This is a genomic window from Mycobacterium sp. NGS40 (assembly GCF_059812735.1).
In genome coordinates, this window is sequence record NZ_JCALDG010000019.1 from 49,455 (window position 1) to 73,413 (window position 23,959).

Below are 23,959 nucleotides of genomic sequence, written 5' to 3' on the forward strand. Positions count from 1 at the left end.
AGTGGTGACATCACCGAGCAATCTGCCCCGAACCGTCGGCGAGCTGCGTGCGGCCGGTCATCGCGAACGGGGCGTCAAGCAGGAAATCCGCGAGAATCTGCTGACCGCGCTGGCCGAGGGTGACGACATCTGGCCGGGCATCCTCGGATTCGAGGACACCGTATTGCCTCAGCTGGAGCGGGCGCTGATCGCGGGTCACGACTTCGTTCTGCTCGGCGAACGCGGCCAGGGCAAGACTCGACTCCTGCGTGCGCTGACCGGGCTGCTCGACGAATGGACGCCGGTGATCGGTGGCGCGGAACTCGGCGAGCACCCCTATACGCCGATCACGCCGGAGTCGATTCGCCGGGCCGCCACCCTCGGCGACGACTTGCCGGTGGAGTGGCGGCACCGCAGCGAGCGGTACACCGAGAAACTGGCCACCCCCGACACCAGCGTCGCCGACCTGGTCGGTGACATCGACCCGATCAAGGTGGCCGAGGGCCGCAGCCTCGGGGACCCGGAGACCATTGCCTACGGCCTGATCCCGCGCGCCCACCGCGGCATCGTCGCGGTCAACGAACTGCCCGACCTCGCCGAGCGCATTCAGGTGTCGATGCTCAACGTGATGGAGGAACGCGACATCCAGGTCCGTGGCTACACGCTGCGCCTGCCGCTGGACGTGCTGGTGGTCGCCAGCGCCAACCCCGAGGACTACACCAACCGCGGGCGCATCATCACCCCGCTCAAAGACCGCTTCGGCGCCGAAATCCGTACCCACTACCCGCTGGAGCTGGACGCGGAGGTCGGCGTCATCGTTCAGGAAGCGCACCTGAGCGCACAGGTGCCCGATTACCTGAACCAGGTGATCGCGCGGTTCGCCCGCTACCTGCGCGAGTCCAACTCGGTCGACCAGCGCTCCGGCGTCTCGGCGCGGTTCGCCATCGCCGCCGCCGAGACCGTCGCCGCCTCGGCCCGCCACCGCGGCGCGGTACTCGGCGAGAGCGACCCGGTGGCCCGAGTTGTGGACCTGGGCACCGTGATCGACGTGCTGCGCGGCAAGCTGGAATTCGAGTCCGGTGAGGAAGGCCGCGAGCAGGCGGTGCTCGAGCACCTGTTGCGCCGCGCGACCGCCGACACCGCGTCCCGCGCGCTCGGCGGCATCGACGTCGCGCCGTTGGTCGCCGCGGTGGAAGCCGGCTCCGCGGTGACCACCGGCGAGCGCGTCTCCGCCAAGGACGTGCTGGCCGCCGTTCCGGGGCTGCCCGTCGTCGAGCAGATCGCCGACCGGCTGAATGCGGAATCCGAGGGCGAACGGGCCGCGGCATTGGAACTGGCGCTGGAAGCGTTGTACCTGGCCAAGAGAATCGACAAGGTATCCGGGGAGGGCCAGACCGTCTATGGCTAAAGGGCATTCCTCGCGATACTCGGCATACACCGGCGGGCCCGACCCGCTGGCGCCGCCGGTGGATCTGCGCGAGGCGCTCGAGCAGATCGGGCAGGACGTGATGGGCGGCACCTCCCCGCGCCGGGCGCTGTCCGAGCTGCTCCGCCGTGGTACCGAGAACATGCGCGGCGCCGACCGGCTGGCCGCCGAAGCGAACCGGCGCCGACGGGACCTGTTGCGCCGCAACAACTTAGACGGGACACTGCAGGACATCAAGAAGCTGCTCGACGAGGCGGTGCTGGCCGAGCGCAAGGAATTGGCCCGCGCGCTCGACGACGACGCCCGCTTCGGCGAACTGCAGCTCGATGCCCTGCCGTCCTCGCCGGCCAAGGCGGTCCAGGAACTGTCCGAGTACAACTGGCGCAGCCAGGAGGCCCGCGAAAAGTACGACCAGATCAAGGATCTGCTCGGCCGCGAGATGCTCGACCAGCGCTTCGCCGGGATGAAGGAGGCGCTTGCGGGCGCCACCGACGAGGATCGCCAGCGTGTCAACGACATGCTGGACGACCTCAACGACCTGCTGGACAAGCACAATCGCGGCGAGGACACCCAGCAAGACTTCGACGACTTCATGGACTCCCACGGCGAGTTCTTTCCGGAGAACCCGCGCAACATCGACGAGCTGATGGACTCGCTGGCCAAGCGGGCCGCCGCCGCGCAACGCTTCCGCAACAGCCTGAGCCCCGACCAGCGCGCCGAACTGGATGCCCTGGCGCAGCAGGCTTTTGGCTCTCCGTCGCTGATGAACGCGTTGAACCGCCTCGATGCGAACCTGCAGGCCGCCCGGCCCGGTGAGGACTGGATGGGTTCCGAGCAGTTCTCCGGCGACAACCCCTTCGGCATGGGCGAAGGCACCCAGGCCCTGGCCGACGTGGCCGAGCTGGAGCAGCTGGCCGACCAGCTTTCGCAGAGCTATCCCGGCGCCACGATGGACGACGTCGATCTGGATGCGCTGGCGCGCCAGCTGGGTGATCAGGCCGCGATCGACGCGCGGACCCTGTCCGAGCTGGAACGGGCGCTGGTTAATCAGGGCTTTTTGGATCGTGGTTCCGACGGCCAGTGGCGGTTGTCGCCCAAAGCGATGCGAAGGCTCGGCGAGACCGCGTTACGTGATGTGGCACAACAACTTTCGAGTCGCCGAGGTGACCGCGAGCTGCGGCGTGCCGGGGCAGCGGGCGAGCTGACCGGCGCGACCCGGCCGTGGCAGTTCGGTGACACCGAGCCGTGGAACATACCCCGCACCCTGACCAATGCGGTGTTGCGGCAAGCGGGAACCTCGACTCTCGACGGCCCGGACGCGCGGTTGAACATCACCGTCGACGACGTCGAGGTGTCCGAGACCGAGACGCGCAGCCAGGCCGCGGTGGCGTTGTTGGTCGACACCTCGTTTTCCATGGTGATGGAGAACCGCTGGCTGCCGATGAAGCAGACGGCGCTCGCGCTCAACCACCTGGTGTGCACGCGGTTCCGGTCGGATGCCTTGCAGATCATCGCTTTCGGCCGGTACGCCCGGACCGTGTCCGCGGCCGAGCTCACCGGCCTGGAGGGGGTTTACGAGCAGGGCACCAACCTGCATCACGCGCTGGCGCTGGCGGGCCGTCATCTGCGGCGTCATCCCAACGCGCAGCCCGTCGTGCTGGTGGTGACCGACGGCGAGCCGACCGCACATCTCGAGGATGTCGACGGCGACGGGTCGTCGGTGTTTTTCGATTATCCGCCGCACCCGCGGACCATCGCGCACACCGTGCGTGGCTTCGACGATATGGCGCGGTTGGGTGCACAGATCACGATCTTCCGGCTGGGCAGTGACCCGGGCCTGGCGCGGTTCATCGACCAGGTCGCGCGACGGGTCGAGGGACGCGTCGTGGTGCCCGATCTCGACGGCCTGGGTGCCGCGGTGGTCGGCGACTATCTACGATCTCGGCGCCGTCGCTAGCGCGATGCCGCGCTGGCGGTGCGCCAGCCCGCGATGGCGGTCAGCGAGAATTCGCTCAACGCGCTCGAGATGTGTTCTCTGAGATCATCATTCGAGTTGTTGCGGCCCAGCTCATAGGCCAGGAACGAGACGAACACCTGCCCGTGCACTCGCCCCGACAACAACGCGAGCGCGCCGTTGGTGTTGTACATCGTCGCGGCGGTGACGCCCGGGTACACCGACTTCATCGCGAAGTAGTCGGCGTCGGTGCCGTCCGGCCGGTTGGCAGCCGGGTCGATCGCGCCGAGATTGGACGACACGACGGTGGTGGCGCTGCCGGTGACCACACTGATCAGCCGCCGGAAGACCGGCTTAGGAATCAGGGGGATCAGCGGTAGCAATGCCCACCGCTCGTCGGGCAGCTCCTGACTGCGGATCAGCGATTGCTTGATCGCGGCGCGGATTTCGCCCAGACCGGTCGCCGCGGTCGGCGGTCTGACCGTGACGTCGACATTGATCACGGCGTTGGCGCGGGTATCGTCGGCGGCGCGCTCGTTGAGCGGCATCCCGACGTTGACCGAGCCGTCCGCCGCGACCCGGCCCACGCGCTGGGCGAGATAGGTGGCCAAGCCGGCGAGGAGCGCGTTGCTGGTTCCGCCGAGCGCCTCTGCGCGGGCGTCCCAGTCGTCGGCGTCGAAGAAGAGCATCGCCATGGGCAACGAGATGCTTTGGTCGGGTCCGCTGGGCGGCGCGGGGCGCTTCTTCGCCGACTTGGCGGGGGCACTGTCGTTGGCCTGTCGGGCCATTCGCGCGGCGGCGACGATGGCTCGCCCCATATCCGTTGTGTCGCGCGCGGTTTGGCGTGCGTCCTCGCGCAGCGCCTGCCACCGTCGCCGCGACGCCGCGGCCGGCCAGGTGATCGCGTCGTCGCGTCCGCACGCTGCGTCGGCCAACGCCTCGCAGAGCCCGACACCGTCGGTAAGGCAGTGCGTGACAACGAAACTCACTACCGCGCCGCCGTCGGTCAGCGGCAACATCGCCAGGTGCCAGCCGGGTCCGTGTTCGGCGTCCGGCCGGTAGCTCGCCTGCGTTTCGAGCCATGCGTCGATCTCGTCACGCGGCCGGGCCGTTGTGGCGATCTCGAGGCTGGGACGGTCGCCGGACCTCACCCAGCGGTGCCGGCCGAACGGCAAGGGGGACCGTTCGATTCGGCGTGACAGCCGTCCCCGGCCCAGGTGGTGGTGGAAACGCCGCAGACCATCGACGTCGATGGCGTGGTCGTACACCCAGATACATTGCAACACACTGGTGGTCGCGGTCGCCCGCTCGCCGAGAAAGAGCGTCTGGTCGGCCAAGTCCAGCACATTGCTCATATTCTAAGCCGCCTCGTCGTCGTCTTTCGTCGGGGAAAGGGCATACAGGCCACCCGAACTCGCCTCAGCCGCAACGACGCTCGACTGCTCCAGGGCCTTGCCCGCGATGCGGGAGAAAATCCGATTCAGGGTCTCGACGTATTGGTGCGCCGACTCCCTGGCGACCTCGTTGTCCGGGAACGAGATCGTGACCGTGGTTCGCTCGGCGTGCCGGTTGATCCAGACATTCACTCCGCCGTGAGACAGACTGTCGCCGTAGGTGCCGAAGTTCGTCTCTGCCCACAGCCCGGCCAGGGGAATCTTACGAAAGTCGAGGAAGGACAGCATCATCGGTAGCTGCGATGGCAGCTTGATGCCCAGCTCATCCGGTGTCGCGAGCTCCAAGACCCGCTCGACCGGCACATGAGCGAGATCCTTGGCCGCATCGAACGACTTCTGGGCGGCCCGGGCCGCCTCGGGGAACGAGCCGCCGGCGGTCGGCACGACAACCGGAACCATGCTTGCGAACCATCCCACCGTCATCGTGTCGATGCCCTGGGTCCGGGTGTCCCTGGCGGTGAATCCGCGATGAATCTCGTTGCCGGTCAATATATAGTCGGCCAACGCGGTGCACGCCAGAACGCCGCCGAGGAACCGGGCGCCGGCCGCGATGCAGGCGGCGTCGAACGCCTCCGTTCCGGCGGCGTCGAGCAACTCGACGGTCACCAAGTCGCCCGCGCTGCTGGTCCAGGTGTCGCCCAGGGGCAGCGGGAAACTCGGCCAGTTACCGTCGGCGTCGCGTGCGAACGCGATCCAGTCCTTGATCTCCGGCGATTCCAGGGTCAGATCCGCAACCTTCTCGCGCTGCCGCGTGGTGTAGTCGCGGTAGCTTCGGAGCTGGGGAGGTGTGGCGGGCTGGTGCGCCGCGCCCGCCGACAGCTCCTGATAGGTCAGGTGAATGTCGAAGAAGATGACGCCGGCGGACAAGCCGTCGATGTGCAGATGGTCGACGCTGGCGTAGAAGGTGAAGTAGTCGGCGTGCTGGATGATGCCGAAGCTGAAGCATCCCCATTCGAGCGTTTCGCGGGTCGTCGTCAGGACATGGGTGCGCACCTGGTCGGGGGTCATATGTCCCCACGACACGGGGACCAAATCAATGTCTTCCGGGTCCTCGATGGGGCGGCGCACGATCGCGCCGTCTTCGAATTCGAACCAGTTGTGATATGTGTCATGGCGACGGACATGGGAGTTGACCGCCGTCGTCATGATCGGAATGTCGCACGTGCCCGCGATATCCCAGGCCACGACCATCAGCCGCGGTAGCTGCCTTTCCATGGCCCTGCCGTGAAACGCGGCCCAGAGGTGTTGGGCCTGCTGGTAACTCGGGGCGAGAGCGCTTCGCTGGGCGGTGCGGGCCGCCTCATGCGCCGTCGGTACGGCGGTCCACATGGTCAGCGGACCGTGTGGCGGCTGCCATTCGTTGATGTTCCCCAGTGCGACCATTCTTGCGCCTCGCTGTGCGTGATGCCGGCATTCGTGGCGGCTCGGGAGGGGCGGAACTACCGTTGTCACATCGTTTTTCGCGCAGTCTTGATAAGCCTTTGCGCTGGAATTCGTGCGACGCGCGTTCCCGATACTTCGGGGCCCAACCCTGTGGCGTCGCTTGCACCCCCTGAGCCGCTGCTCTGGACGCTAGTCGACGGGCGTCACGTTTTCGTGGTTTTGCGAAGATACGCAATCCCACGCATTTGCGAAACGATGCCAGTAGCCTTGACGCCCTCAACCGGTCCGGCGGGTTTACCCATGGGGTCGGCGGGCTTTGCGCTTAATGCCCACACCGCCCCACAGCGAGAAGCCGTGGATATTCACCCGCGGCGCGCCCGGCGTACCCTGGCCGACGATATTGCGGTCGAAACCACCCATGACGCCGCGGCCGTGGATCTCGACATTGACCTCGGGCGGCAACAGGATGTTCTGCGCACCCATGATCGAGACCACGTGGATATCGACTTCGGTCGACGTGAAGTCGGCATAGCGCAGATCCACCACCCCGCTGCCCCACAGCGTGAACGTGGTCAGCTTCTTCGGGACGTTCCAGCGCCCCCGCCGCTCGAATCCACTCAGCAGCGCGAGCAGCAGGGTGGAGGGCGCCGGATTCTGCTTCCCGCCGCGGCGCGGGCTTATCGGCGCACCCGGCAGATCGGCCCGGAGCTGATCCAGTTCTTCGTACGTCGTGGCCGCATACGCCCTGGTCAGACGGTCTTCGTAGTCCTTGAGCTGCAGGCGACCCTGCTCGGCCGCGTAGGCGAGTAATTGCGCAATTTGTATGCGATCGGTATCGGCCGCACGCGAGAAATCCTCACGCGCGTCCTTCGCATCGTGCTGCGCTGAATCGCTCATCATCCACGAGCGTACGACGTACAACTTTTGCTGCAAGAGGGTTGGCTAAATCGCAACCAACCTCCTACGCATGCCTAATTGCGATCGGCATCGTCGGTGGCCGCGGGCGGCGCCCAACTCGGTGGACGTTTCTGCAGGAATGCGAGCATGCCTTCGCGGGCCTCGTCGGAGACGAACAGCCGGGCGGATTCCTCGGTGAGCCGCTGCGCGTCGCGGTCGAACCCGTCGAGCACCGCGGCCGTCGTGAGCGCCTTCGACGCGGCCAGACCCTGGGGCGATCCGCGGCCGATATCGGCGACCAGTTCGGCCACTGCGGCATCGACATCGTCGGCTGCGATCGTGACCAATCCAATCGCCGCGGCCGCGGCCGCATCGAACGTCTCGCCGGTGAGGTAATAGCGCGCGGCCGCCCGCGGCGACAACTTCGGCAGCAGCGTCAGCGAGATGATGGACGGGGCCACACCGATGCGCGCCTCGGTGAGCGCGAAGGTGCTGCGCGGTCCGGCCACCGCGATGTCACAGGCGCCGACCAAACCGAATCCGCCCGCACGCACATGACCGTCGACCGCGGCGATGACCGGCAGAGGCGAGGAGACGATGGCCCGCAGTAATGCGGTCATCTCGTTGGCCCGCGCCGCGGCCATGTCGTATGCCGACGGTGGCGACCCGCTTCGCCCGGCTTCGCCGCCCTCGCGATCGCCACCCGGGTTGCCGGCGCCGGCTTCGCTGAGGTCCGCGCCGGCGCAGAACGTGCCGCCGGTGTGCCCGAGCACCACCACGCGCACGGCCGGATCCGCCGCCGCGTCGCACAGACCCTGGTGCAGCTGGGTGACCAGGGTGGTCGATAGCGCGTTGCGGTTGTGCGGTGAATTCAGCGTCAGCCGGGCCAACGGTCCCGCGACGGCATATTCGACGAGGGTAGTCATTCAAAAGACCCCGTCATCAGTAGCTTCGGGGCAGGCCCAGGGAGGTCTGCGCGACGAAGTTCAGCACCATCTCGCGGCTGACCGGTGCGATCCGTCCCAGCCGGGCCGAGGCGAGCATCGCGGCGACGCCGTACTCCTTGGTCAGACCATTGCCGCCCATCGACTGCACGGCCTGATCCACCGAACGGGTAGCCGCCTCGGCCGCAGCGTATTTCGCCATGTTGGCGGCCTCGGCCGCACCGAAGTCATCACCGGCGTCGTAGAGCGTGGCGGCCTTCTGCATCATCAGTTTGGCGAGCTGGACCTCAATGTGGCACTGCGCCAACGGGTGTGACAGACCCTGGTGCGCGCCGATCGGGGTTCCCCACACCTGGCGGGTCTTGACGTAGTCGGAAGCCTTCTCCAGTGCGAAGCGGCCCATGCCTACCGAGCTCGCCGCACCCATGATCCGCTCGGGGTTCAGGCCCGCGAAAAGCTGTGCGATCGCGGCATCTTCGGCCCCGACGAGCGCATCGGCTGGCAGCCGGACGTCGTCCAGGAAGACCTGGAATTGACGCTCGGGGCTGATCAGCTCCATCTCGATCGGCGTGTAGCTGAAGCCGGGCGCGTCGGTGGGCACCACGAACAACGCCGGGTGCAGCTTGCCGGTCTTGGCCTCCTCGGAGCGTGCCACCACCAGCACGGCCTGCGCCTGATCGACGCCGGAGATGTAGACCTTCTGGCCCTTGAGAATCCAGTCGCTGCCGTCGCGGCGCGCGGTGGTGGTGATCTTGTGTGAGTTCGACCCGGCGTCGGGTTCGGTGATCGCGAACGCCATCGTCATCGTGCCGTCGGCGATGGAGGGGATCCAGCGCTTCTTCTGCTCTTCGGTGCCGAACTTGCTGATGATGGTGCCGTTGATCGCCGGGGAGACCACCATCAGCAACAGCGCGCTGCCCGCGGCGGCCATTTCTTCCATAACCAAGGACAGCTCGTACATGCCGGCGCCGCCGCCACCGTATTCCTCCGGCAGGTTCACGCCGAGGAAGCCGAGTTGGCCTGCCTCTGACCACAATTCATCGGTGTGCTCCTGGGCGCGCGCCTTTTTCAGGTAGTACTCGCTGCCGTATTTGGACGCCCAGGCGGCCACCGACTTGCGCAGCGCCTGGCGCTCCTCGCTTTCGATGAAGCTGGTATCGGTCATTTACGAATCTCCTTTTACTTGGCCGTTCTCCGGCGCTTCGACTATTGCCAGGACGGCGCCGACTTCTACTTGCTGGCCGCTCGTGACGGCCAGGGAGCTGAGTACGCCGTCTGACGGCGCGGTGATGGTGTGCTCCATCTTCATCGCTTCCAGCCAGATCAGCGGCTGGCCGGCCGTTACGCTGTCGCCCACCTGTGCGCCGAGCCGGATGACGTTGCCGGGCATGGGCGCAACCAGCGATCCCTTGGCAACCGACGATCCCGGCTCCGGGAACCGGGGCACCGCGTTCAGATGAACCGGTCCGCGCGCCGAGTCGACGTAGACGTCGTCGAGGTTGGGGCCGTAGCGGGCAACCGCGAATCGGCATGCCACGCCGTTGGCGTCGGCCAGCACCACTTCGTCGGGTGCCGACGAGACCAGATGCACGGCCTCGTCCCCGGCGAGCACCAATCCGGTTCTGGTGAACCGGTATTGGATTCGGTGTTCGTTGTCCTGGTCGTCGGTGTACGTCTTGACCTGATATCCCGAAGTGAGGTTGCGCCAGCCGCTGGGCAGCGAGCCGAACGCCACGGCGGCCGCACGATTGTGTGCGGCATCGGCCAGGGCCGCGGCGATTGCCGACAACCGCACCACGCCTTCGTCGCTCAGCGGTGCCGACAGCTGCGCCAGGCCGTGCGTGTCGAAAAACGCGGTGTCGGTCGCACCGTCGAGGAATGCCGGATGCCGTAGCACGTTCACTAACAGCTCGCGGTTGGTGCGCAGCCCGTGCAGTCGTGTCCGGGCCAACGCGTCGGCCAGTACCAGCGCGGCTTGCCGGCGGGTCGGTGCATACGAGATGACCTTCGCCAGCATCGGGTCGTAGTGGATCGACACCACCGATCCGTCGACGATGCCAGAGTCCAGCCGGATGCCGGTGCGCTGTCCCAACGAGGCGAATTGTGCCCGGCTGCCGGGCACATCGATGGTGTGCACCAGGCCGGCCTGGGGTTGCCACCCGCGTGCGGGATCTTCGGCGTACAGGCGAGCTTCTATCGAATGCCCTTGGGCGGCGGGAGGTTCGGCATCGAGGCGGTGGCCGTCGGCCACCGCGAGCTGCAGTTCGACGAGGTCGAGCCCGGTGGTCTCTTCGGTGACCGGGTGCTCGACCTGCAGCCTGGTGTTCATCTCCAGGAAGAAGAACTCGCCTTGTCCACCAGGCGAGTCGTCGGCGAGGAACTCCACCGTCCCGGCCCCGGCGTAGCCGATGACGCTGGCGGCCAGCCGGGCAGCGTCGAAAAGCTTGGCCCGCATGCCCGGAATGCGTTCCACCAACGGCGACGGCGCCTCTTCGATGATCTTCTGGTGGCGCCGCTGAATCGAGCACTCCCGTTCTCCGACCGCCCACACCGTGCCGTGGGTGTCGGCGAGGACCTGAACCTCCACATGGTGGCCGGTCGGCAGGTAGCGCTCGCAGAATACGGTCGGATCACCGAAGGCAGACTGCGCTTCGCGCTGAGCCGCGGCGACTTCGCCTGCCAGAGCGGATAACTCGTGGACCACCCGCATACCGCGGCCGCCGCCTCCCGCGGAGGCCTTGACCAGCACCGGCAACTGCGCCTGGGTGACCGCGTCGGGGTCGAGTTCGTCGAGCACCGGCACCCCCGCCGACGCCATCAGCTTCTTGGACTCGATCTTGGAGCCCATCGCCCGTACCGCGTCCACCGGCGGCCCGATCCAGGTCAGGCCCGCGTCCGCGACGGCGGCCGCGAAGTCGGCGTTCTCCGAGAGGAATCCGTAGCCGGGATGTATGGCGTCGGCGCCCGCGGCCCGCGCGGCGGCGATGATGGCCTCGGCATTCAAGTAGTCGTTGGTCTTCGCCAAGCGCACCCGGGCGTCGGCTTCGGCGACGTGCGGGGCCGCGGCGTCCGGTTCGGTGTAGACCGCGACGGTTCCCAGACCGAGCCGGCGGCAGGTGGCGAAGACTCGGCGGGCGATCTCGCCGCGGTTGGCAACGAGTACTCGAGTGATTCCCATGGGGCTCACATCCGGAAGACGCCGAAGTTCGACGTCCCCTTGATCGGGCCATTCGCGATGGCGGACAGACACATTCCCAGTACGGTGCGGGTATCGCGGGGGTCGATCACCCCGTCGTCGTAGAGCATTCCAGACAAGACCATCGGCAGCGACTCGGCCTCGATCTGTCCCTCGACCGCGGCTCGCATCGCGGCGTCGGCGTCCTCGTCGACCTGTTGGCCGCGAGCTTCGGCGGCCGCCCGGGCCACGATCGACAGCACGCCGGCCAGCTGGACACCGCCCATCACCGCGGATTTGGCGCTGGGCCAGGCGAACAGGAATCGGGGGTCGTAGGCCCGCCCACACATGCCGTAGTGGCCCGCGCCGTAGGACGCACCGATCAACAGCGAGATGTGCGGGACGGTCGAGTTGGACACGGCGTTGATCATCATCGATCCGTGCTTGATCATGCCGCCCTCTTCATAGTCCTTGCCGACCATGTATCCGGTGGTGTTGTGCAAGAACAACAGTGGCGTGTCGTAACGGTTGGCCAGCTGAATGAATTGGGTGGCCTTCTGTGATTCCTCGCTGAACAGCACACCGCGATGGTTGGCCAGAATCCCGATCGGGTAGCCGCACAACGTCGCCCAGCCGGTCACCAGCGACGAGCCGTACATCGGCTTGAACTCGTCGAATTCGGAGCCGTCGACGACCCGCGCGATCACGTCGCGTGGGTCGAACGGGATGCGCAGGTCCGACGACACGATGCCGATCAGCTCCTCCGCGTCGAACAGCGGCTCCGTCACGGGCCGCGGCACCGGCCCGAGCTTGCGCCAGTTCAGCCGGGTCACCACCCGGCGCCCGATGCGGATCGCGTCGAGCTCGTCGACGGCGAAGTAGTCGGCCAGACCCGAAGTGCGGGCGTGCATTTCGGCGCCGCCGAGGGACTCGTCGTCGGACTCTTCACCGGTGGCCATCTTCACCAGCGGGGGACCGGCCAGGAACACCTTCGAGCGTTCCTTGATCATCACGACGTGATCGGACATGCCGGGGATGTAGGCACCGCCGGCGGTGGAGTTGCCGAAGACGAGCGCGATGGTCGGAATGCCCGCCGCCGAGAGCCGGGTCAGATCGCGGAACATCTGCCCGCCGGGGACGAAGATCTCTTTCTGGGTGGGCAGGTCCGCGCCGCCCGACTCCACCAGCGAGATCACCGGCAGCCGGTTCTGCAGCGCAATCTGGTTGGCCCGCAAGATCTTCTTGAGCGTCCAGGGGTTGCTGGTGCCGCCCTTGACGGTCGGGTCGTTGGCGACGATCAGGCACTCCACGCCCTCGACGGCGCCGATGCCCACCACCACGCTGGCCCCCAGGGTGAAGGAACTGCCGTAGGCGGCCAGCGGGCTCAGCTCGAGGAACGGCGAATCCGGGTCCAGCAGTAGCTCGATGCGCTCGCGGGCGGTGAACTTGCCGCGGGCGTGGTGGCGCGCGGTGTACTTTTCTCCGCCTCCGGCCAGCGCCTTGCCGTGCTCGACGTCGATCTCGGCCAGCTTGGCGAGCATGGTTTCGGCCGCGTCGGCGTACGTGGACGCCTTCGGGTCGAGGGTGGACTGCAGCACGGTCATGATTGGAATCCCAGCAGTTTGGCGGACAGGGCGGTCAGGATTTCGGTGGTACCGCCGCCAATGCCCAGGATTCGCATGTCCCGATATTGGCGTTCGACTTCTGATTCGGCCATGTAGCCCATGCCGCCGAACAATTGAACGGCTTGATTGGCCACCCATTCACCGGCCTCGACGGCGGTGTTCTTGGCGAAGCACACCTGCGGGATCAGGTTCGTCTCACCGGCCAGCTGGCGCTGCACCACATCGCGCGAATAGACGCGGGCGACATCGATGCGCCGGGCCATCTCGGCCAGGGTGTTCTGCACCGACTGGCGCGAAATCAGTGGGCGACCGAACGTCTCGCGGTCGCGACACCAAGCCACGGTGATGTCCAGGCATCGCTGTGCACTCGAATACGCTTGCGCGGCAAGGCCGATCCGCTCAGAGACGAACGCCTGCGCGATCTGGGCGAATCCGCTGTTCTCAGCGCCGACCAGGTTGGCGACCGGAACCCGGGCATCGACGTAGCACAGCTCGGCGGTGTCCGACGAACGCCACCCCATCTTGTCCAGCTTGCGGCTCACCTCGAAGCCCGGTGTGCCCTTCTCGACCGCCAGCAGCGAAACCCCTGCTGCGCCAGGCCCTCCGGTGCGCACCGCGGTGACGACATAGTCGGCGCGCACCCCGGAGGTGATGTAGGTCTTGGCGCCGTTGACCACGTAGTGGTCGCCGTCACGCACCGCGCTGGTGCGCAAATGCCCGACGTCCGAACCGCCGCCGGGTTCGGTGATGGCCAGTGATCCGATCTTCTCGCCGGCCAGCGTCGGCCGGACGAACTCCTCGATCAGCCGCTGATCGCCCGAGGCGATCATATGGGGAACCGCGATGCCACAGGTGAACAGCGACGCGAAGACACCGCCCGGGCCGCCGGCCTGGTGGAACTCTTCGCAGATGACCACCGCGTCGGCGCCGTCGCCGCCACCGCCGCCGGCGGCTTCGGGTAACCCGGCGCCGAGCAGCCCGGCCGCCCCGGCGCGCCGGTGCAATTCGCGCGGCAGATCGCCGGTGCGTTCCCACTCGTCGACGTGCGGCAGAATCTCGCGTTCGGTGAAGGCGCGCACCGTCTTTCGCAGCTGTTCGCGCTCCGGGGTGTTCCAGATATTCACAAAAGCCCTTCCGGGATTTCGACGTGGCGGCTGCGCAGCCATTCACCCAGTCCCTTGGCCTGGGGATCGAACCGTGCCTGATAGGCGACGCCCTGTCCGAGGATGCCCTCGATCACGAAGTTCACCGCACGCAGGTTGGGCAGCACGTGACGGGTGACGTCGCAGTCCGCTGCCTCCGGCAGCAGCTCCTTGAGCAGTTCGACCGTCAATGTGTTGGCCAGCCAACGCCATTGGTCCTCGGTGCGCACCCAAACCCCGACGTTGGCCGAGCCGCCCTTGTCGCCGCTGCGGGCGCCGGCGATGCGGCCGAGGGGTGCGCGCCGGGTCGGCCCGGCCGGCAGAGGTTGCGGCAACGCCGGGGAAGCGGCAGGGGCCAGCTCCAAAGTCTGGCTGGCACAAGGGATATCGGTGCGCGTGCCGTCGGAGTGCACCGCGATATGCGGCACGACGGTGGCCTCGACGTAGCCCGCGTGGAAGACGCCGTAGACCTGGCCATCGCCCGGCGGGGCGGTGACGTGGAAGCCCGGGTAGCTGGCAAGCGCCAACTCGACTGCCGCCGAGGAGAATTGGCGTCCGACATTGGCGGGGTCGGGGTCGCGGACCACACAGTGCAGCAGCGCACTGGCGGCTTCCTCGGTGTCGGCATCGGGGTGGTCGGTGCGCGCCAGCGTCCACTGAAGCTCCGCGGGTTTGACGGTGAGCCCGGCCTCGAGCTGGCGGCGCACCAGCTCGGCCTTGGCCTCGATGTCGAGCCCGGTCAACACGAAGGTCATCGCGTTGCGGAATCCGCCGATGCTGTTCAGCGACACCTTCAGCGTCGGTGGCGGCGGCTCACCGACCACGCCGCTGATGCGCACCCGGTCCGGGCCGTCGGAGGACAGCTCGACGGTGTCCATCCGCGCGGTGACGTCCGGGTTGGCGTAGCGGGCGCCGGTGATCTCGTAGAGCAGCTGCGCGGTGACGGTGTCGACGCTGACCAGCCCGCCGGTGCCGGGGTGTTTGGTGATCACCGAGGATCCGTCCGCGTTGACCTCGGCCAAAGGAAAGCCCGCATGAAAAAGGCTAGACAGGTCGGGCACTTCGGTGAAAAACGCGTAGTTGCCGCCGGTGGCCTGCACGCCGCATTCGATGACGTGACCGGCGACCACCGCGCCGGCGAGTTCGTTGTAGTCGGTGCGGCCCCAGCCGAAGTGGGCGGCCGCGGACCCGACGATCACCGAGGCGTCGGTGACCCGGCCGGTGACGACGACGTCGGCTCCGTCGTTCAGGCAGTCGACGATGCCCCAGGCACCCAGGTAGGCGTTTGCCGTCAGCGGCGTGCCCAGCCCCAGTTCGGCCGCGCGCGGCTGCAGATCGTCGCCCTCGACGTGGGCCACTCGGGCGGTGATGCCCAGCCGTTGCGCCAGGGTGCGGATCGCGTCCGCCAGCCCGGCGGGGTTGAGGCCGCCGGCGTTGGCGACGATGCGCACCCCGCGGTCCCGAGCCTCGCCCAGACAATCCTCGAGCTGAGTCAGGAAGGTCTTGGCGTAGCCGCGCTCGGGGTGTTTCATCTTGTCGCGGCCCAGAATCAGCATCGTGAGCTCGGCCAGGTAGTCGCCGGTGAGGTAATCGACGTCTCCGCCGGTCAGCATCTCGCGCATGGCCGCCAGCCGGTCGCCGTAGAACCCCGAGCAGTTCGCGATCCGGACAGCACCGGATGAGCCAGAACCAGAGGCCATGGGCGTCCTCCATTCGGGATTTCCGGTGCTCAACCAACCAACCACCCGGTAGGTTAGCGGGTACCGCCGGTGTCACGTCAAGGATGCCCGTTCCGGCGCTGCCGTCATAGCCGCGCAGGCCGTACCGCCCATTTTGGCCACCAGCAGGTCACCGACTATTCTGGAGCGCAATCGTCGCCGTCGGCCGCAGAGGTCATGCCGCGCGACGGACGACCGAAACCCCAGACCGAGGAGTAAGGCCCGACCATGGCCACACCCAAGCGCAGGATGTCGCGCTCGAACACCCGCAGCCGCCGCTCGCAGTGGAAGGCGGAAAAGACCGAGCTCGTCGGAGTGACCGTGGCCGGCCAGAAGCACAAGGTGCCGCGTCGACTGCTCAAGGCGGCTCGCCTGGGCCTGATCGATCTCGACCGACGCTAATCTCGGCAAATACCCGGCGCGCCTCTCAGGCCGCTCTCAGGCCCTAGGACGAAACTAGTGGCCGTGCGCATTCTTGTCGTCGATGACGATCGCGCGGTCCGCGAATCGCTGCGCAGATCGCTCTCCTTCAACGGCTACTCCGTCGAGTTGGCTCATGACGGAGTCGAGGCGCTGGAGCTCATCTCCAGTGACCGCCCCGACGCCGTCGTGCTCGATGTGATGATGCCGCGCCTCGACGGTCTCGAGGTCTGCCGGCAGCTGCGTAGCACTGGCGACGACCTGCCGATTCTGGTGCTCACTGCCCGCGACTCGGTGTCCGAGCGGGTGGCCGGCCTGGACGCCGGCGCCGACGACTACCTGCCCAAGCCGTTCGCCCTCGAGGAGCTGCTGGCCCGGATGCGGGCGCTGCTGCGCCGCACCAAGCCCGAGGACGCCGAGTCGGTCGCGATGACGTTCTCCGATCTGGCTCTGGACCCGGTGACCCGTGAAGTCACCCGAGGGCACCGCCGGATCAGCCTGACCCGCACCGAATTCGCCCTGCTGGAGATGCTGATCGCCAACCCGCGCCGGGTGCTCACCCGAAGCCGCATTCTCGAAGAGGTGTGGGGATTCGACTTTCCCACCTCGGGCAATGCGCTGGAGGTCTACGTCGGCTACCTGCGCCGCAAAACCGAAGCCGAGGGTGAACCGCGCCTGATCCACACGGTGCGTGGCGTCGGCTACGTACTACGGGAGACCCCGCCCTGATGATCCGGTTCCAACGACGTCGGCGCGCACCCCTGCGAGCCCCCAGTTCGTTGTCGTTGCGGTGGCGGGTCATGTTGCTGGCGATGTCGATGGTGGCGATGGTTGTCGTGCTGATGGCGTTTGCCGTCTACGCGGTGATCGCGGCGGCGCTCTACAGCGACATCGACAACCAGCTGGATAGCCGCGCGCAGCTGCTGATCGCCAGCGGTTCGCTGGCCGCCGACCCGGCCAAGGCCATCGAGGGCACCGCGTATTCCGACGTCAACGCGATGCTGGTGAACCCCGGCCACTCGATCTACACCGCCCAGCAACCGGGCCAGACCCTGCCGGTCGCCGAGCCGGAGAAGGCAGTCATCCGCGGTGACTTGTTCATGTCCCGTCGTACCGCTTCTGATCAGCGCATCCTGGCGATCCACCTGCCCAACGGCAGCTCGCTGCTGATCTCCAAGAGCCTGCGGCCGACCGAGGCGGTGATGACCAAACTGCGCTGGGTGCTGCTGATCGTCGGCGGTATCGGGGTCGCGGTCGCCGCGGTGGCCGGTGGCATGGTCACCCGGGCGGGGCTGCGGCCGGTCGCCCGGCTGACCGAGGCGGCCGAGCGGGTGGCGCGCACCGACGACCTGCGGCCCATCCCGGTGTTCGGCAGTGACGAATTGGCAAGGCTCACTGAGGCATTCAACTTGATGCTGCGCGCTCTCGCGGAGTCGCGGGAGCGGCAGGCGCGGCTGGTCACCGACGCCGGACACGAATTGCGCACCCCGCTGACATCACTGCGGACCAACGTCGAACTGCTGATGGCGTCCATGGAACCGGGGGCGCCGCGGCTGCCCGAGCAGGAGATGGTGGACCTGCGTGCGGATGTGCTGGCGCAGATCGAGGAATTGTCCACGCTGGTAGGCGATTTGGTAGACCTCACCCGCGACGACGCGGGCCAGGTAGTACACGAACCGGTCGACATGTCCGAGGTCATCGACCGCAGCCTGGAGCGGGTTAGGCGGCGGCGCAACGATATTCACTTCGATGTCGACGTAATCCCGTGGCAGGTCTACGGCGACAACGCCGGCCTATCGCGGGCGGCACTGAACCTGATGGACAACGCCGCCAAATGGAGTCCGCCGGGCGGCCACGTCGGTGTCCGGATGCGCCAACTCGACCCGTCGCATGCCGAGTTGATCGTCTCCGACCTGGGCCCGGGTATCCCGCCACACGAGCGGCGCCTGGTGTTCGAGCGGTTCTACCGGTCGACGACGGCGCGGGCCCTGCCGGGATCGGGGCTGGGGTTGGCCATCGTCAAGCAGGTGGTGCTCAACCACGGCGGGCTGTTGCGCGTCGAAGACACGGTTCCGGGCGGTCATCCTGCGGGAACATCGATCTACGTGCTGCTTCCGGGTCGGCCACTGCCGGTGTCGGCGTATCCGGCGGCCGGCACCGAGAGCGGGGCCTCGGTCGGTGAAGCCGCCGGCGAAGCCAAGACCGATCCCGCCGTTCGCACAGATGACGGCGCAGCGAACTCTCGGGAATCGGCGAACGTTATCTCAGTGGACTCTCAGTCCGCACGCGCAAGGTAGAGGCAGTTAGTGTTGACAATCGAGCCAAGTCGAGCTCGACAGCACCCCAATTAGAGGAAGAGCGACTTAGCGCTATGACGAATGACCCGAGGTATTCGCCACCGCCTCAGCAGCCGGGATACCCGAGCGCGCCTAACCAGCCCTTTGAACCGGGTGGAGCTCCCGCGTACGCCCAAGGGCATCAGCAACCGTACAACCAGCCGTACGACTGGCGGTACCAGCAAGGCCAGCAGTCACAACCGTCGCAGACCTCGCAATACCGTCGGCCGTACGAGCCGTTCGGTGACACCGGGGCGGGCGCGGTACCCAGCGGCACCGGGCCGGGCCGGATCCCCGGCGGTACCGGCGCGGGCCCGATTCCTGGAAGCACCGGCGCCGGACCCATCCCCGGCGGCTCGGGAGTAGGGCCGATCCCCGGAGCCACCGGCACGGGCCCGATCCCCGGCATGCTGCCGCCGATGGGGCCGCCGCGACCGCAGAAGCGAGGCCGCGCCGGCCTGCTGATGGCCGGTGCGCTGGCGATCGCGGTGGTGTCGGCCGGCATCGGCGGCGCCGCGGCCACGGTCGTCGAACTGGGGACGCACTCCACCACCGCCAGCGGTAGCAGCGGACCGTCGGGCGCCACACCCGGCGTTCCGGCGGCCAACATGCCGCCCGGCACCGTCGAACAGGTCGCCGCGAAGGTGGTGCCCAGCGTCGTGATGCTGGAGACCGACCTCGGTCGGGCATCCGAAGAGGGGTCCGGCGTCATCCTGTCGTCCGACGGGCTGATTCTGACCAACAACCACGTCATCGCCGCGGCCGCCGCCCCGCCGAAGGGACCCGGTGGCCCGACGCCCAGCAGCCCGACGCCCGGAAGCCCGCCGCCCGGCGGGCCGGGTGGTCCCGCGCCGAAAACGACGGTGACCTTCTCGGACGGCCGCACCGCGCCGTTCACCGTGGTGGGTGCCGATCCCACCAGCGATATCGCCGTCATTCGCGTGCAGGGTGTCTCCGGCCTGACCCCGATCGCGATGGGTTCCTCGTCCGATGTGCGGGTCGGCCAGCCCGTGATGGCGATCGGTTCCCCGCTGGGCTTGTCGGGCACGGTGACCACCGGGATCATCAGCGCCCTGAACCGGCCGGTGTCCACGACCGGCGAGTCGGGCAACCAGAACACCGTGCTGGACGCGATTCAGACCGACGCCGCGATCAACCCGGGTAACTCCGGCGGTGCGCTGGTCAACCTGCAGGGGCAGCTGGTCGGCATCAACTCGGCGATCGCCACCCTGGGTTCGGATTCGCCGGACGCTCAAAGCGGTTCGATCGGCCTCGGTTTCGCGATTCCGGTCGACCAGGCCAAGCGCATCGCCGACGAGCTGATCAGCACCGGCAAGGCGTCGCATGCGTCGCTGGGCGTGCAGGTGACCAGTGACAAGAGCACGCCGGGCGCCAAGGTCGTCGACGTCGTGACCGGCGGCGCGGCCTCGAACGCGGGCGTGCCGAAGAACGTGGTCGTCACCAAGGTCGACGATCGTCCGATCAGCAGCGCCGACGCGCTGGTCGCCGCGGTGCGCTCCAAGGCGCCGGGCGACAAGGTATCGCTGACCTTCCAGGATCCCGGCGGTGGCAGCCGGACCGTGCAGGTCACCCTCGGCAAGGCGGATCAGTGATGAGAGTCGACGAGCCTCTGAACGAGCCCCTGTCCGAGCTCGGATATACGGTTGCACCCATGGATACGGGTGCGGAATTGGTAGTCGGCCGGGCTCTGGTCGTGGTGGTCGACGATCGCACCGCCCACGGGGACGAAGAAGACCACAGCGGGCCGCTGGTCACCGAGCTGCTGACCGAGGCAGGATTCGTGGTCGACGGTGTGGTGGCGGTCGCGGCCGACGAGGTCGAGATCCGCAACGCGCTGAACACCGCGGTGATCGGTGGGGTGGATCTGGTGGTGTCGGTCGGCGGCACCGGAGTGACCCCGCGCGACGTCACCCCGGAGGCCACCGTCGAGATCCTGGACCGGGAAATCCTGGGCATCGCCGAGGCCGTCCGGGCCTCCGGGCTGTCGGCGGGAATCATCGACGCCGGGTTGTCCCGCGGTCTGGCCGGCGTGTCCGGCAGCACCCTGGTGGTCAACCTTGCCGGTTCCCGGTACGCGGTGCGCGATGGCATGGCGACGCTGAATCCGCTCGCCGCACAGATCATCGGGCAGTTATCGAGCCTCGAGATCTAAAGTCGCGGGCGTCTCGTGCAAGCCGCGGGGACCTACAGCGACTCGGCGTCCGCGCGCGGCCCGTATTCGGGCGGCGGGGTGGTGCCCGCCCCGCCGTGCCGGCCCGACGAAGCCCCGCCGTTGGTCTGCGCGAGCAGGTCGCGGATCTCGGTCAGCAAGACGACCTGGGCGTCGTCGGCCTGCTCGACCTCGCCGCGTTTGCGGAACGTGTTGTAGGGCAGCACGACCAGGAAGTACACCACCGCGGCGACCAGGACGAAGTTGATCGCTGCGGACACCAGCACGTTGAGGTCGATCGTCTGGCCGCCACCGATGCTGATTTTCAGGATGCCGACATCGGATTGCTGGTTGACGCCGATCCGGTTGATCAACGGCTGAATGATGCTGTCGGTGAACTTGGTGACCAGGCCGGTGAATGCCGTACCGATGACCACCGCGACGGACAGGTCGACGATATTGCCCCGCGCGAGAAACTCCTTGAACCCCTTGAGCATTCGACGTCCTTTCTGGGCTGGACATAGTTTGCTGCGGGTGCTCTGGCGAGCGGGGTGTCAGGCACTCAGTGCAGGGTGAGGGTGACTGCCTGCCCTAGCACCGAGCCTGCCACCGTGTTCGCCACGCGGGCCGGCAGCGCAACTAAGACTACGCGGTCATTATCGGCGGCCTGGACTTTCTGCTTCGGCGACACGAGCACGACGACGGCATCGGTGGCCACCACCACGCTGGTCGCCTGGGTGCCCGGCCGCGAATCGGTGGGCGCGGCGAGCACGTCGACCACGTCGCCGGCACGCACCAGGTCGATCAGCGCGCTGTCGGCCAGATGCAGCGGCACGATGCGCGCGCCCGGCCCGGTCTTCGATCCGATCGCGGCTTCGGCCAGCCGGCTGCCCAGCAGCCGGACGTCGGTGAGCACCTCACCCCGACGCGCCGGACCGGCCAGCATCGAACCCACCACCGCGCTCAGGTCTGCTTGTGAACCCTCGGGAAGTGTTGTCGCCAAACGCTTTTCGACCCGAACATCGTCGGAGGTCAACGCCGTGCCGGGAGTCAGGTCACGCGTGGCCACCACCGCGTCGACGCGATCGCCGTCCGGATTCGAGCGCACCGCCGCGACCGCGGCCAACACGACGAGCCCGCCCGCCGCCACCCGGCGGGCCAGTACGGTCCGGGTCCAGTCCGGGCGCAGCGACGCCGATAATCGCTGAAGTAGCGCCGGATTCAGCGATGGTTCTGCCACGCCGCAACGGTAGGCCCGGCGGGCAGCGCAACGCGCCCCAACGGGATGGGTGCTGTGGATAACCCGCTAGCTGGCCGCGGCCGACGTCGTGGATTTCTCGCTGGACGAGGACTTGTCGCTCGAGCTGGACTTCTCGCTGGACGAGGACTTCTCGCTCGAGCTGGAGCTCTCGGAAGATCCGTTGGTCGACGAGCCGTTGCTCGAGCTGGACGACGACTTTTTGCCCGACTCGCGGCTGTCGGTGCGGTAGAAGCCGCTGCCCTTGAACACGACGCCGACGGAGTTGAACAACTTGCGCAGTCGGCCCGAGCACTTCTCGCACGTGGTCAGGGCGTCGTCGGTGAAGGCCTGTACGACGTCGAAGCGATCATCGCATTCGGTGCACGCGTAGCTGTAGGTCGGCACTCCAAAACCTCCGTTAGATAAGCTTGTTAGCACTCTACAGTGCCTGAGTGCTAAAACAGCCATGAAATCCGTCTCATTCCCGGGCGTTATCACCCCGTGGGCAGCGCCACCACGCCGCGCCCGGGGGTGATCACGTGGGTCATCGGCACATCGTGCGGTTCGGCCGGCAACTCTTCGACGAACTCCTCGTCACGCACCATCGCGATCAGCCGTGCCTGCGGGTTTCTGGCATCCAGCGAGCGGTCGTAGTAGCCCCGGCCGCGGCCCAGCCGCACGCCCCGGTGGTCCACGGCCAGCGCCGGAACCACCACCATCTCCGCCTCGGCCAGGACAGACTCCGGCAGCCACGGCTCGGGCGGCTCGAGCAGGCCCCAGCGGCCGCGGACGAGCCCACCCGGCCGGTACTCGGCCCAGCGCAGCCGCATCGGGATGCCGTCACCGGTGGTGCGCGCGACGGGCAACAACACCCGCCGCGCGTGGCGCAGCAACATGTCCAGCATTTCGACCGAACCCGGCTCGGTACCCACCGGGACGTAGGCGCAGACGGTGCTGCCGCCGCTCACCGCGAGGGCAAGCTGCTCGTTGAGCATCCGCGCCTGGGCGGCGTGCACGTCGTCGGCGACCTGACTTCGAGCCGCCAGCACCTGCTCGCGCAGTGTGGCCTTGGTCGAAGTGGTCATGCATCAACGATGACAGCACGGGTATTCGGCCTGCCATGCAGCGGCGGCCACCCCTCTGAGCGCTATGGTGTGAACGATGTCACGGCCAGATGAAGTCCCGATCCCGTACACGGCGATCGTCCCCGCAGCCGGTCTGGGCACCCGTTTCCTGCCGGCCACCAAGACGGTGCCCAAAGAGTTGCTGCCCGTCGTCGATACGCCCGGTATCGAGCTGGTCGCCGAGGAAGCGGCCGCGGCCGGCGCCGAGCGGTTGGTGATCATCACCTCGGAGGGCAAGGACGGCGTGGTCGCGCACTTCGTCGAGGACCTGGTGCTCGAGGGCACGCTCGAAGCGCGCGGCAAGAAGGCGATGCTGGCCAAGGTGCGCCGGGCGCCGGCGCTGATCAAGGTCGAATCGGTGGTGCAGGCCGAACCGCTCGGGCTGGGACACGCGATCGGTTGCGTGGAGCCGACGTTGACGCCCGACGAGGACGCCGTCATGGTGCTGCTGCCCGATGACCTGGTGCTGCCGACCGGCGTGCTGGAGACGATGGCCAAGGTGCGCGCCGAGTACGGGGGCACGGTGTTGTGCGCCATCGAGGTCACGCCCGAGGAGATCAGCGCCTACGGTGTTTTCGACGTCGAGGCCATCCCCGGCGCCGGCAATTCCGACGTCCTCAAAGTCAACGGCATGGTGGAAAAGCCCAAGGCCTCCGAGGCGCCGTCGTTGTACGCCGCGGCCGGCCGCTACGTGCTCGACCGCGCCATTTTCGACGCGCTGCGCCGCATCGACCACGGCGCCGGCGGCGAGTTACAGCTCACCGATGCGATCGCGCTGCTGATCAAAGAGGGCCACCCGGTGCATGTCGTCGTGCACCGCGGATCTCGACACGACTTGGGAAATCCCGGCGGCTACCTCAAGGCTGCGGTTGACTTTGCATTGGATCGTGACGACTACGGCCCGGAGTTGCGGCGGTGGTTGGTGGCGCGATTGGGCCTGAACGAGCAGTAGCCGGCCGCCATACCGGGCCC

Annotated in this window: 21 protein-coding genes; 8 read left to right on the plus strand and 13 right to left on the minus strand. The window is 67.6% G+C overall.

The genetic code is table 11. From position 1 onward, the window contains the following. Nucleotide 1 precedes the first annotated feature (1 nt). Both AC5Y5O_RS24595 and AC5Y5O_RS24600 read left to right on the plus strand, forming a co-directional pair. The gene (locus AC5Y5O_RS24595) at nucleotides 2-1,387 is read left to right on the plus strand and encodes a sigma 54-interacting transcriptional regulator (protein WP_500027842.1); all 1,386 of its coding nucleotides are present in this window, start codon (nucleotides 2-4) and stop codon (nucleotides 1,385-1,387) included. Next, nucleotides 1,380-3,362, plus strand: a complete 1,983-nt coding sequence (locus AC5Y5O_RS24600) for a vWA domain-containing protein (protein WP_500027844.1) — start codon at nucleotides 1,380-1,382, stop codon at nucleotides 3,360-3,362. Before AC5Y5O_RS24595 ends, AC5Y5O_RS24600 begins: the two co-directional genes overlap by 8 nt. Here AC5Y5O_RS24600 and AC5Y5O_RS24605 read toward each other — a convergent pair. From AC5Y5O_RS24605 to AC5Y5O_RS24645, 9 genes are all read right to left on the minus strand, one after another. Beyond that, nucleotides 3,359-4,714 carry a WS/DGAT/MGAT family O-acyltransferase gene (locus AC5Y5O_RS24605; protein WP_096289916.1) on the minus strand — a complete coding sequence of 452 codons (1,356 nt, stop codon included), beginning with the start codon at nucleotides 4,712-4,714 and terminating at the stop codon, nucleotides 3,359-3,361. The two genes, AC5Y5O_RS24600 and AC5Y5O_RS24605, sit on opposite strands and share 4 nt — an antisense overlap. Before the next feature lie 3 nt (nucleotides 4,715-4,717). Then, a complete protein-coding gene (locus AC5Y5O_RS24610; RefSeq protein ID WP_096289915.1) occupies nucleotides 4,718-6,196 on the minus strand; it encodes a condensation domain-containing protein in 1,479 nt (492 codons plus the stop codon). A gap of 294 nt (nucleotides 6,197-6,490) precedes the next feature. Beyond that, nucleotides 6,491-7,093 (minus strand): DUF1707 SHOCT-like domain-containing protein, encoded by a 603-nt coding sequence (locus AC5Y5O_RS24615; protein ID WP_096291347.1) that lies wholly within the window; start codon nucleotides 7,091-7,093, stop codon nucleotides 6,491-6,493. Nucleotides 7,094-7,167: 74 nt separating this feature from the next. After that, nucleotides 7,168-8,019 carry an enoyl-CoA hydratase family protein gene (locus AC5Y5O_RS24620; protein ID WP_096289914.1) on the minus strand — a complete coding sequence of 284 codons (852 nt, stop codon included), beginning with the start codon at nucleotides 8,017-8,019 and terminating at the stop codon, nucleotides 7,168-7,170. 16 nt (nucleotides 8,020-8,035) lie between these two features. Then, a complete protein-coding gene (locus AC5Y5O_RS24625; RefSeq protein WP_500027847.1) occupies nucleotides 8,036-9,202 on the minus strand; it encodes an acyl-CoA dehydrogenase family protein in 1,167 nt (388 codons plus the stop codon). Beyond that, nucleotides 9,203-11,215: an acetyl/propionyl/methylcrotonyl-CoA carboxylase subunit alpha gene (locus tag AC5Y5O_RS24630; RefSeq protein ID WP_096289912.1), complete on the minus strand. Its 2,013-nt coding sequence runs from the start codon at nucleotides 11,213-11,215 to the stop codon at nucleotides 9,203-9,205. A 5-nt stretch (nucleotides 11,216-11,220) separates the two neighbouring features. After that, nucleotides 11,221-12,810: an acyl-CoA carboxylase subunit beta gene (locus tag AC5Y5O_RS24635; protein ID WP_207768623.1), complete on the minus strand. Its 1,590-nt coding sequence runs from the start codon at nucleotides 12,808-12,810 to the stop codon at nucleotides 11,221-11,223. 2 nt (nucleotides 12,811-12,812) lie between these two features. Beyond that, nucleotides 12,813-13,961, minus strand: coding sequence for an acyl-CoA dehydrogenase family protein (locus tag AC5Y5O_RS24640; protein WP_096289910.1), 1,149 nt, complete (start codon nucleotides 13,959-13,961; stop codon nucleotides 12,813-12,815). Then, complete coding sequence (locus AC5Y5O_RS24645) at nucleotides 13,958-15,679, minus strand: acyclic terpene utilization AtuA family protein (RefSeq protein WP_096289909.1); 1,722 nt, start codon at nucleotides 15,677-15,679, stop codon at nucleotides 13,958-13,960. Before AC5Y5O_RS24645 ends, AC5Y5O_RS24640 begins: the two co-directional genes overlap by 4 nt. A 246-nt stretch (nucleotides 15,680-15,925) precedes the next feature. Between AC5Y5O_RS24645 and rpmF the strand changes: the two genes are divergently transcribed. The 5 genes from rpmF (at nucleotide 15,926) to AC5Y5O_RS24670 (ending at nucleotide 20,626) form a co-directional block, all read left to right on the plus strand. Then, nucleotides 15,926-16,099, plus strand: a complete 174-nt coding sequence (gene rpmF, locus AC5Y5O_RS24650) for a 50S ribosomal protein L32 (protein WP_036471323.1) — start codon at nucleotides 15,926-15,928, stop codon at nucleotides 16,097-16,099. A 63-nt stretch (nucleotides 16,100-16,162) separates the two neighbouring features. Next, nucleotides 16,163-16,846: a two-component system response regulator MprA gene (gene mprA / locus AC5Y5O_RS24655; protein ID WP_096291346.1), complete on the plus strand. Its 684-nt coding sequence runs from the start codon at nucleotides 16,163-16,165 to the stop codon at nucleotides 16,844-16,846. Then, nucleotides 16,846-18,414: a HAMP domain-containing sensor histidine kinase gene (locus AC5Y5O_RS24660; RefSeq protein ID WP_096289908.1), complete on the plus strand. Its 1,569-nt coding sequence runs from the start codon at nucleotides 16,846-16,848 to the stop codon at nucleotides 18,412-18,414. Before mprA ends, AC5Y5O_RS24660 begins: the two co-directional genes overlap by 1 nt. Before the next feature lie 74 nt (nucleotides 18,415-18,488). Beyond that, nucleotides 18,489-20,066 carry a S1C family serine protease gene (locus tag AC5Y5O_RS24665; RefSeq protein WP_096289907.1) on the plus strand — a complete coding sequence of 526 codons (1,578 nt, stop codon included), beginning with the start codon at nucleotides 18,489-18,491 and terminating at the stop codon, nucleotides 20,064-20,066. Further along, nucleotides 20,066-20,626, plus strand: coding sequence for a MogA/MoaB family molybdenum cofactor biosynthesis protein (locus AC5Y5O_RS24670; RefSeq protein WP_096289906.1), 561 nt, complete (start codon nucleotides 20,066-20,068; stop codon nucleotides 20,624-20,626). Before AC5Y5O_RS24665 ends, AC5Y5O_RS24670 begins: the two co-directional genes overlap by 1 nt. 32 nt (nucleotides 20,627-20,658) lie before the next feature. On the opposite strand, the gene mscL is transcribed toward AC5Y5O_RS24670, so the two are convergent. The 4 genes from mscL to AC5Y5O_RS24690 all read right to left on the minus strand — a co-directional run bounded on the left by mscL (nucleotide 20,659) and on the right by AC5Y5O_RS24690 (nucleotide 22,948). Then, entirely contained in the window at nucleotides 20,659-21,120 is a 462-nt protein-coding gene (gene mscL / locus AC5Y5O_RS24675; RefSeq protein WP_096289905.1) for a large-conductance mechanosensitive channel protein MscL, read from the minus strand. 65 nt (nucleotides 21,121-21,185) lie between these two features. Continuing rightward, complete coding sequence (locus tag AC5Y5O_RS24680; protein WP_096289904.1) at nucleotides 21,186-21,863, minus strand: SAF domain-containing protein; 678 nt, start codon at nucleotides 21,861-21,863, stop codon at nucleotides 21,186-21,188. A gap of 66 nt (nucleotides 21,864-21,929) precedes the next feature. Then, the gene (locus AC5Y5O_RS24685) at nucleotides 21,930-22,268 is read right to left on the minus strand and encodes an FmdB family zinc ribbon protein (protein WP_096289903.1); all 339 of its coding nucleotides are present in this window, start codon (nucleotides 22,266-22,268) and stop codon (nucleotides 21,930-21,932) included. A gap of 89 nt (nucleotides 22,269-22,357) precedes the next feature. Next, entirely contained in the window at nucleotides 22,358-22,948 is a 591-nt protein-coding gene (locus tag AC5Y5O_RS24690; protein ID WP_096289902.1) for a 5-formyltetrahydrofolate cyclo-ligase, read from the minus strand. 76 nt (nucleotides 22,949-23,024) lie between these two features. Between AC5Y5O_RS24690 and AC5Y5O_RS24695 the strand changes: the two genes are divergently transcribed. Next, on the plus strand, nucleotides 23,025-23,939 hold the full coding sequence (locus AC5Y5O_RS24695; protein WP_096289901.1) for a UTP--glucose-1-phosphate uridylyltransferase: 915 nt from the start codon (nucleotides 23,025-23,027) through the stop codon (nucleotides 23,937-23,939). Nucleotides 23,940-23,959: the final 20 nt, after the last annotated feature.

Coding starts and splice junctions, on each gene's coding strand:
- AC5Y5O_RS24600 (WP_500027844.1), top strand. CDS start 1,380: ATGGCTAAAGGGCATTCCTCGCGATACTCGGCATACACCGGCGGGCCC.
- AC5Y5O_RS24605 (WP_096289916.1), bottom strand. CDS start 4,714: ATGAGCAATGTGCTGGACTTGGCCGACCAGACGCTCTTTCTCGGCGAG.
- AC5Y5O_RS24610 (WP_096289915.1), bottom strand. CDS start 6,196: ATGGTCGCACTGGGGAACATCAACGAATGGCAGCCGCCACACGGTCCG.
- AC5Y5O_RS24615 (WP_096291347.1), bottom strand. CDS start 7,093: ATGAGCGATTCAGCGCAGCACGATGCGAAGGACGCGCGTGAGGATTTC.
- AC5Y5O_RS24620 (WP_096289914.1), bottom strand. CDS start 8,019: ATGACTACCCTCGTCGAATATGCCGTCGCGGGACCGTTGGCCCGGCTG.
- AC5Y5O_RS24625 (WP_500027847.1), bottom strand. CDS start 9,202: ATGACCGATACCAGCTTCATCGAAAGCGAGGAGCGCCAGGCGCTGCGC.
- AC5Y5O_RS24630 (WP_096289912.1), bottom strand. CDS start 11,215: ATGGGAATCACTCGAGTACTCGTTGCCAACCGCGGCGAGATCGCCCGC.
- AC5Y5O_RS24645 (WP_096289909.1), bottom strand. CDS start 15,679: ATGGCCTCTGGTTCTGGCTCATCCGGTGCTGTCCGGATCGCGAACTGC.
- rpmF (WP_036471323.1), top strand. CDS start 15,926: ATGGCCACACCCAAGCGCAGGATGTCGCGCTCGAACACCCGCAGCCGC.
- AC5Y5O_RS24660 (WP_096289908.1), top strand. CDS start 16,846: ATGATCCGGTTCCAACGACGTCGGCGCGCACCCCTGCGAGCCCCCAGT.
- AC5Y5O_RS24665 (WP_096289907.1), top strand. CDS start 18,489: ATGACGAATGACCCGAGGTATTCGCCACCGCCTCAGCAGCCGGGATAC.
- AC5Y5O_RS24670 (WP_096289906.1), top strand. CDS start 20,066: ATGAGAGTCGACGAGCCTCTGAACGAGCCCCTGTCCGAGCTCGGATAT.
- mscL (WP_096289905.1), bottom strand. CDS start 21,120: ATGCTCAAGGGGTTCAAGGAGTTTCTCGCGCGGGGCAATATCGTCGAC.
- AC5Y5O_RS24690 (WP_096289902.1), bottom strand. CDS start 22,948: ATGACCACTTCGACCAAGGCCACACTGCGCGAGCAGGTGCTGGCGGCT.
- AC5Y5O_RS24695 (WP_096289901.1), top strand. CDS start 23,025: ATGTCACGGCCAGATGAAGTCCCGATCCCGTACACGGCGATCGTCCCC.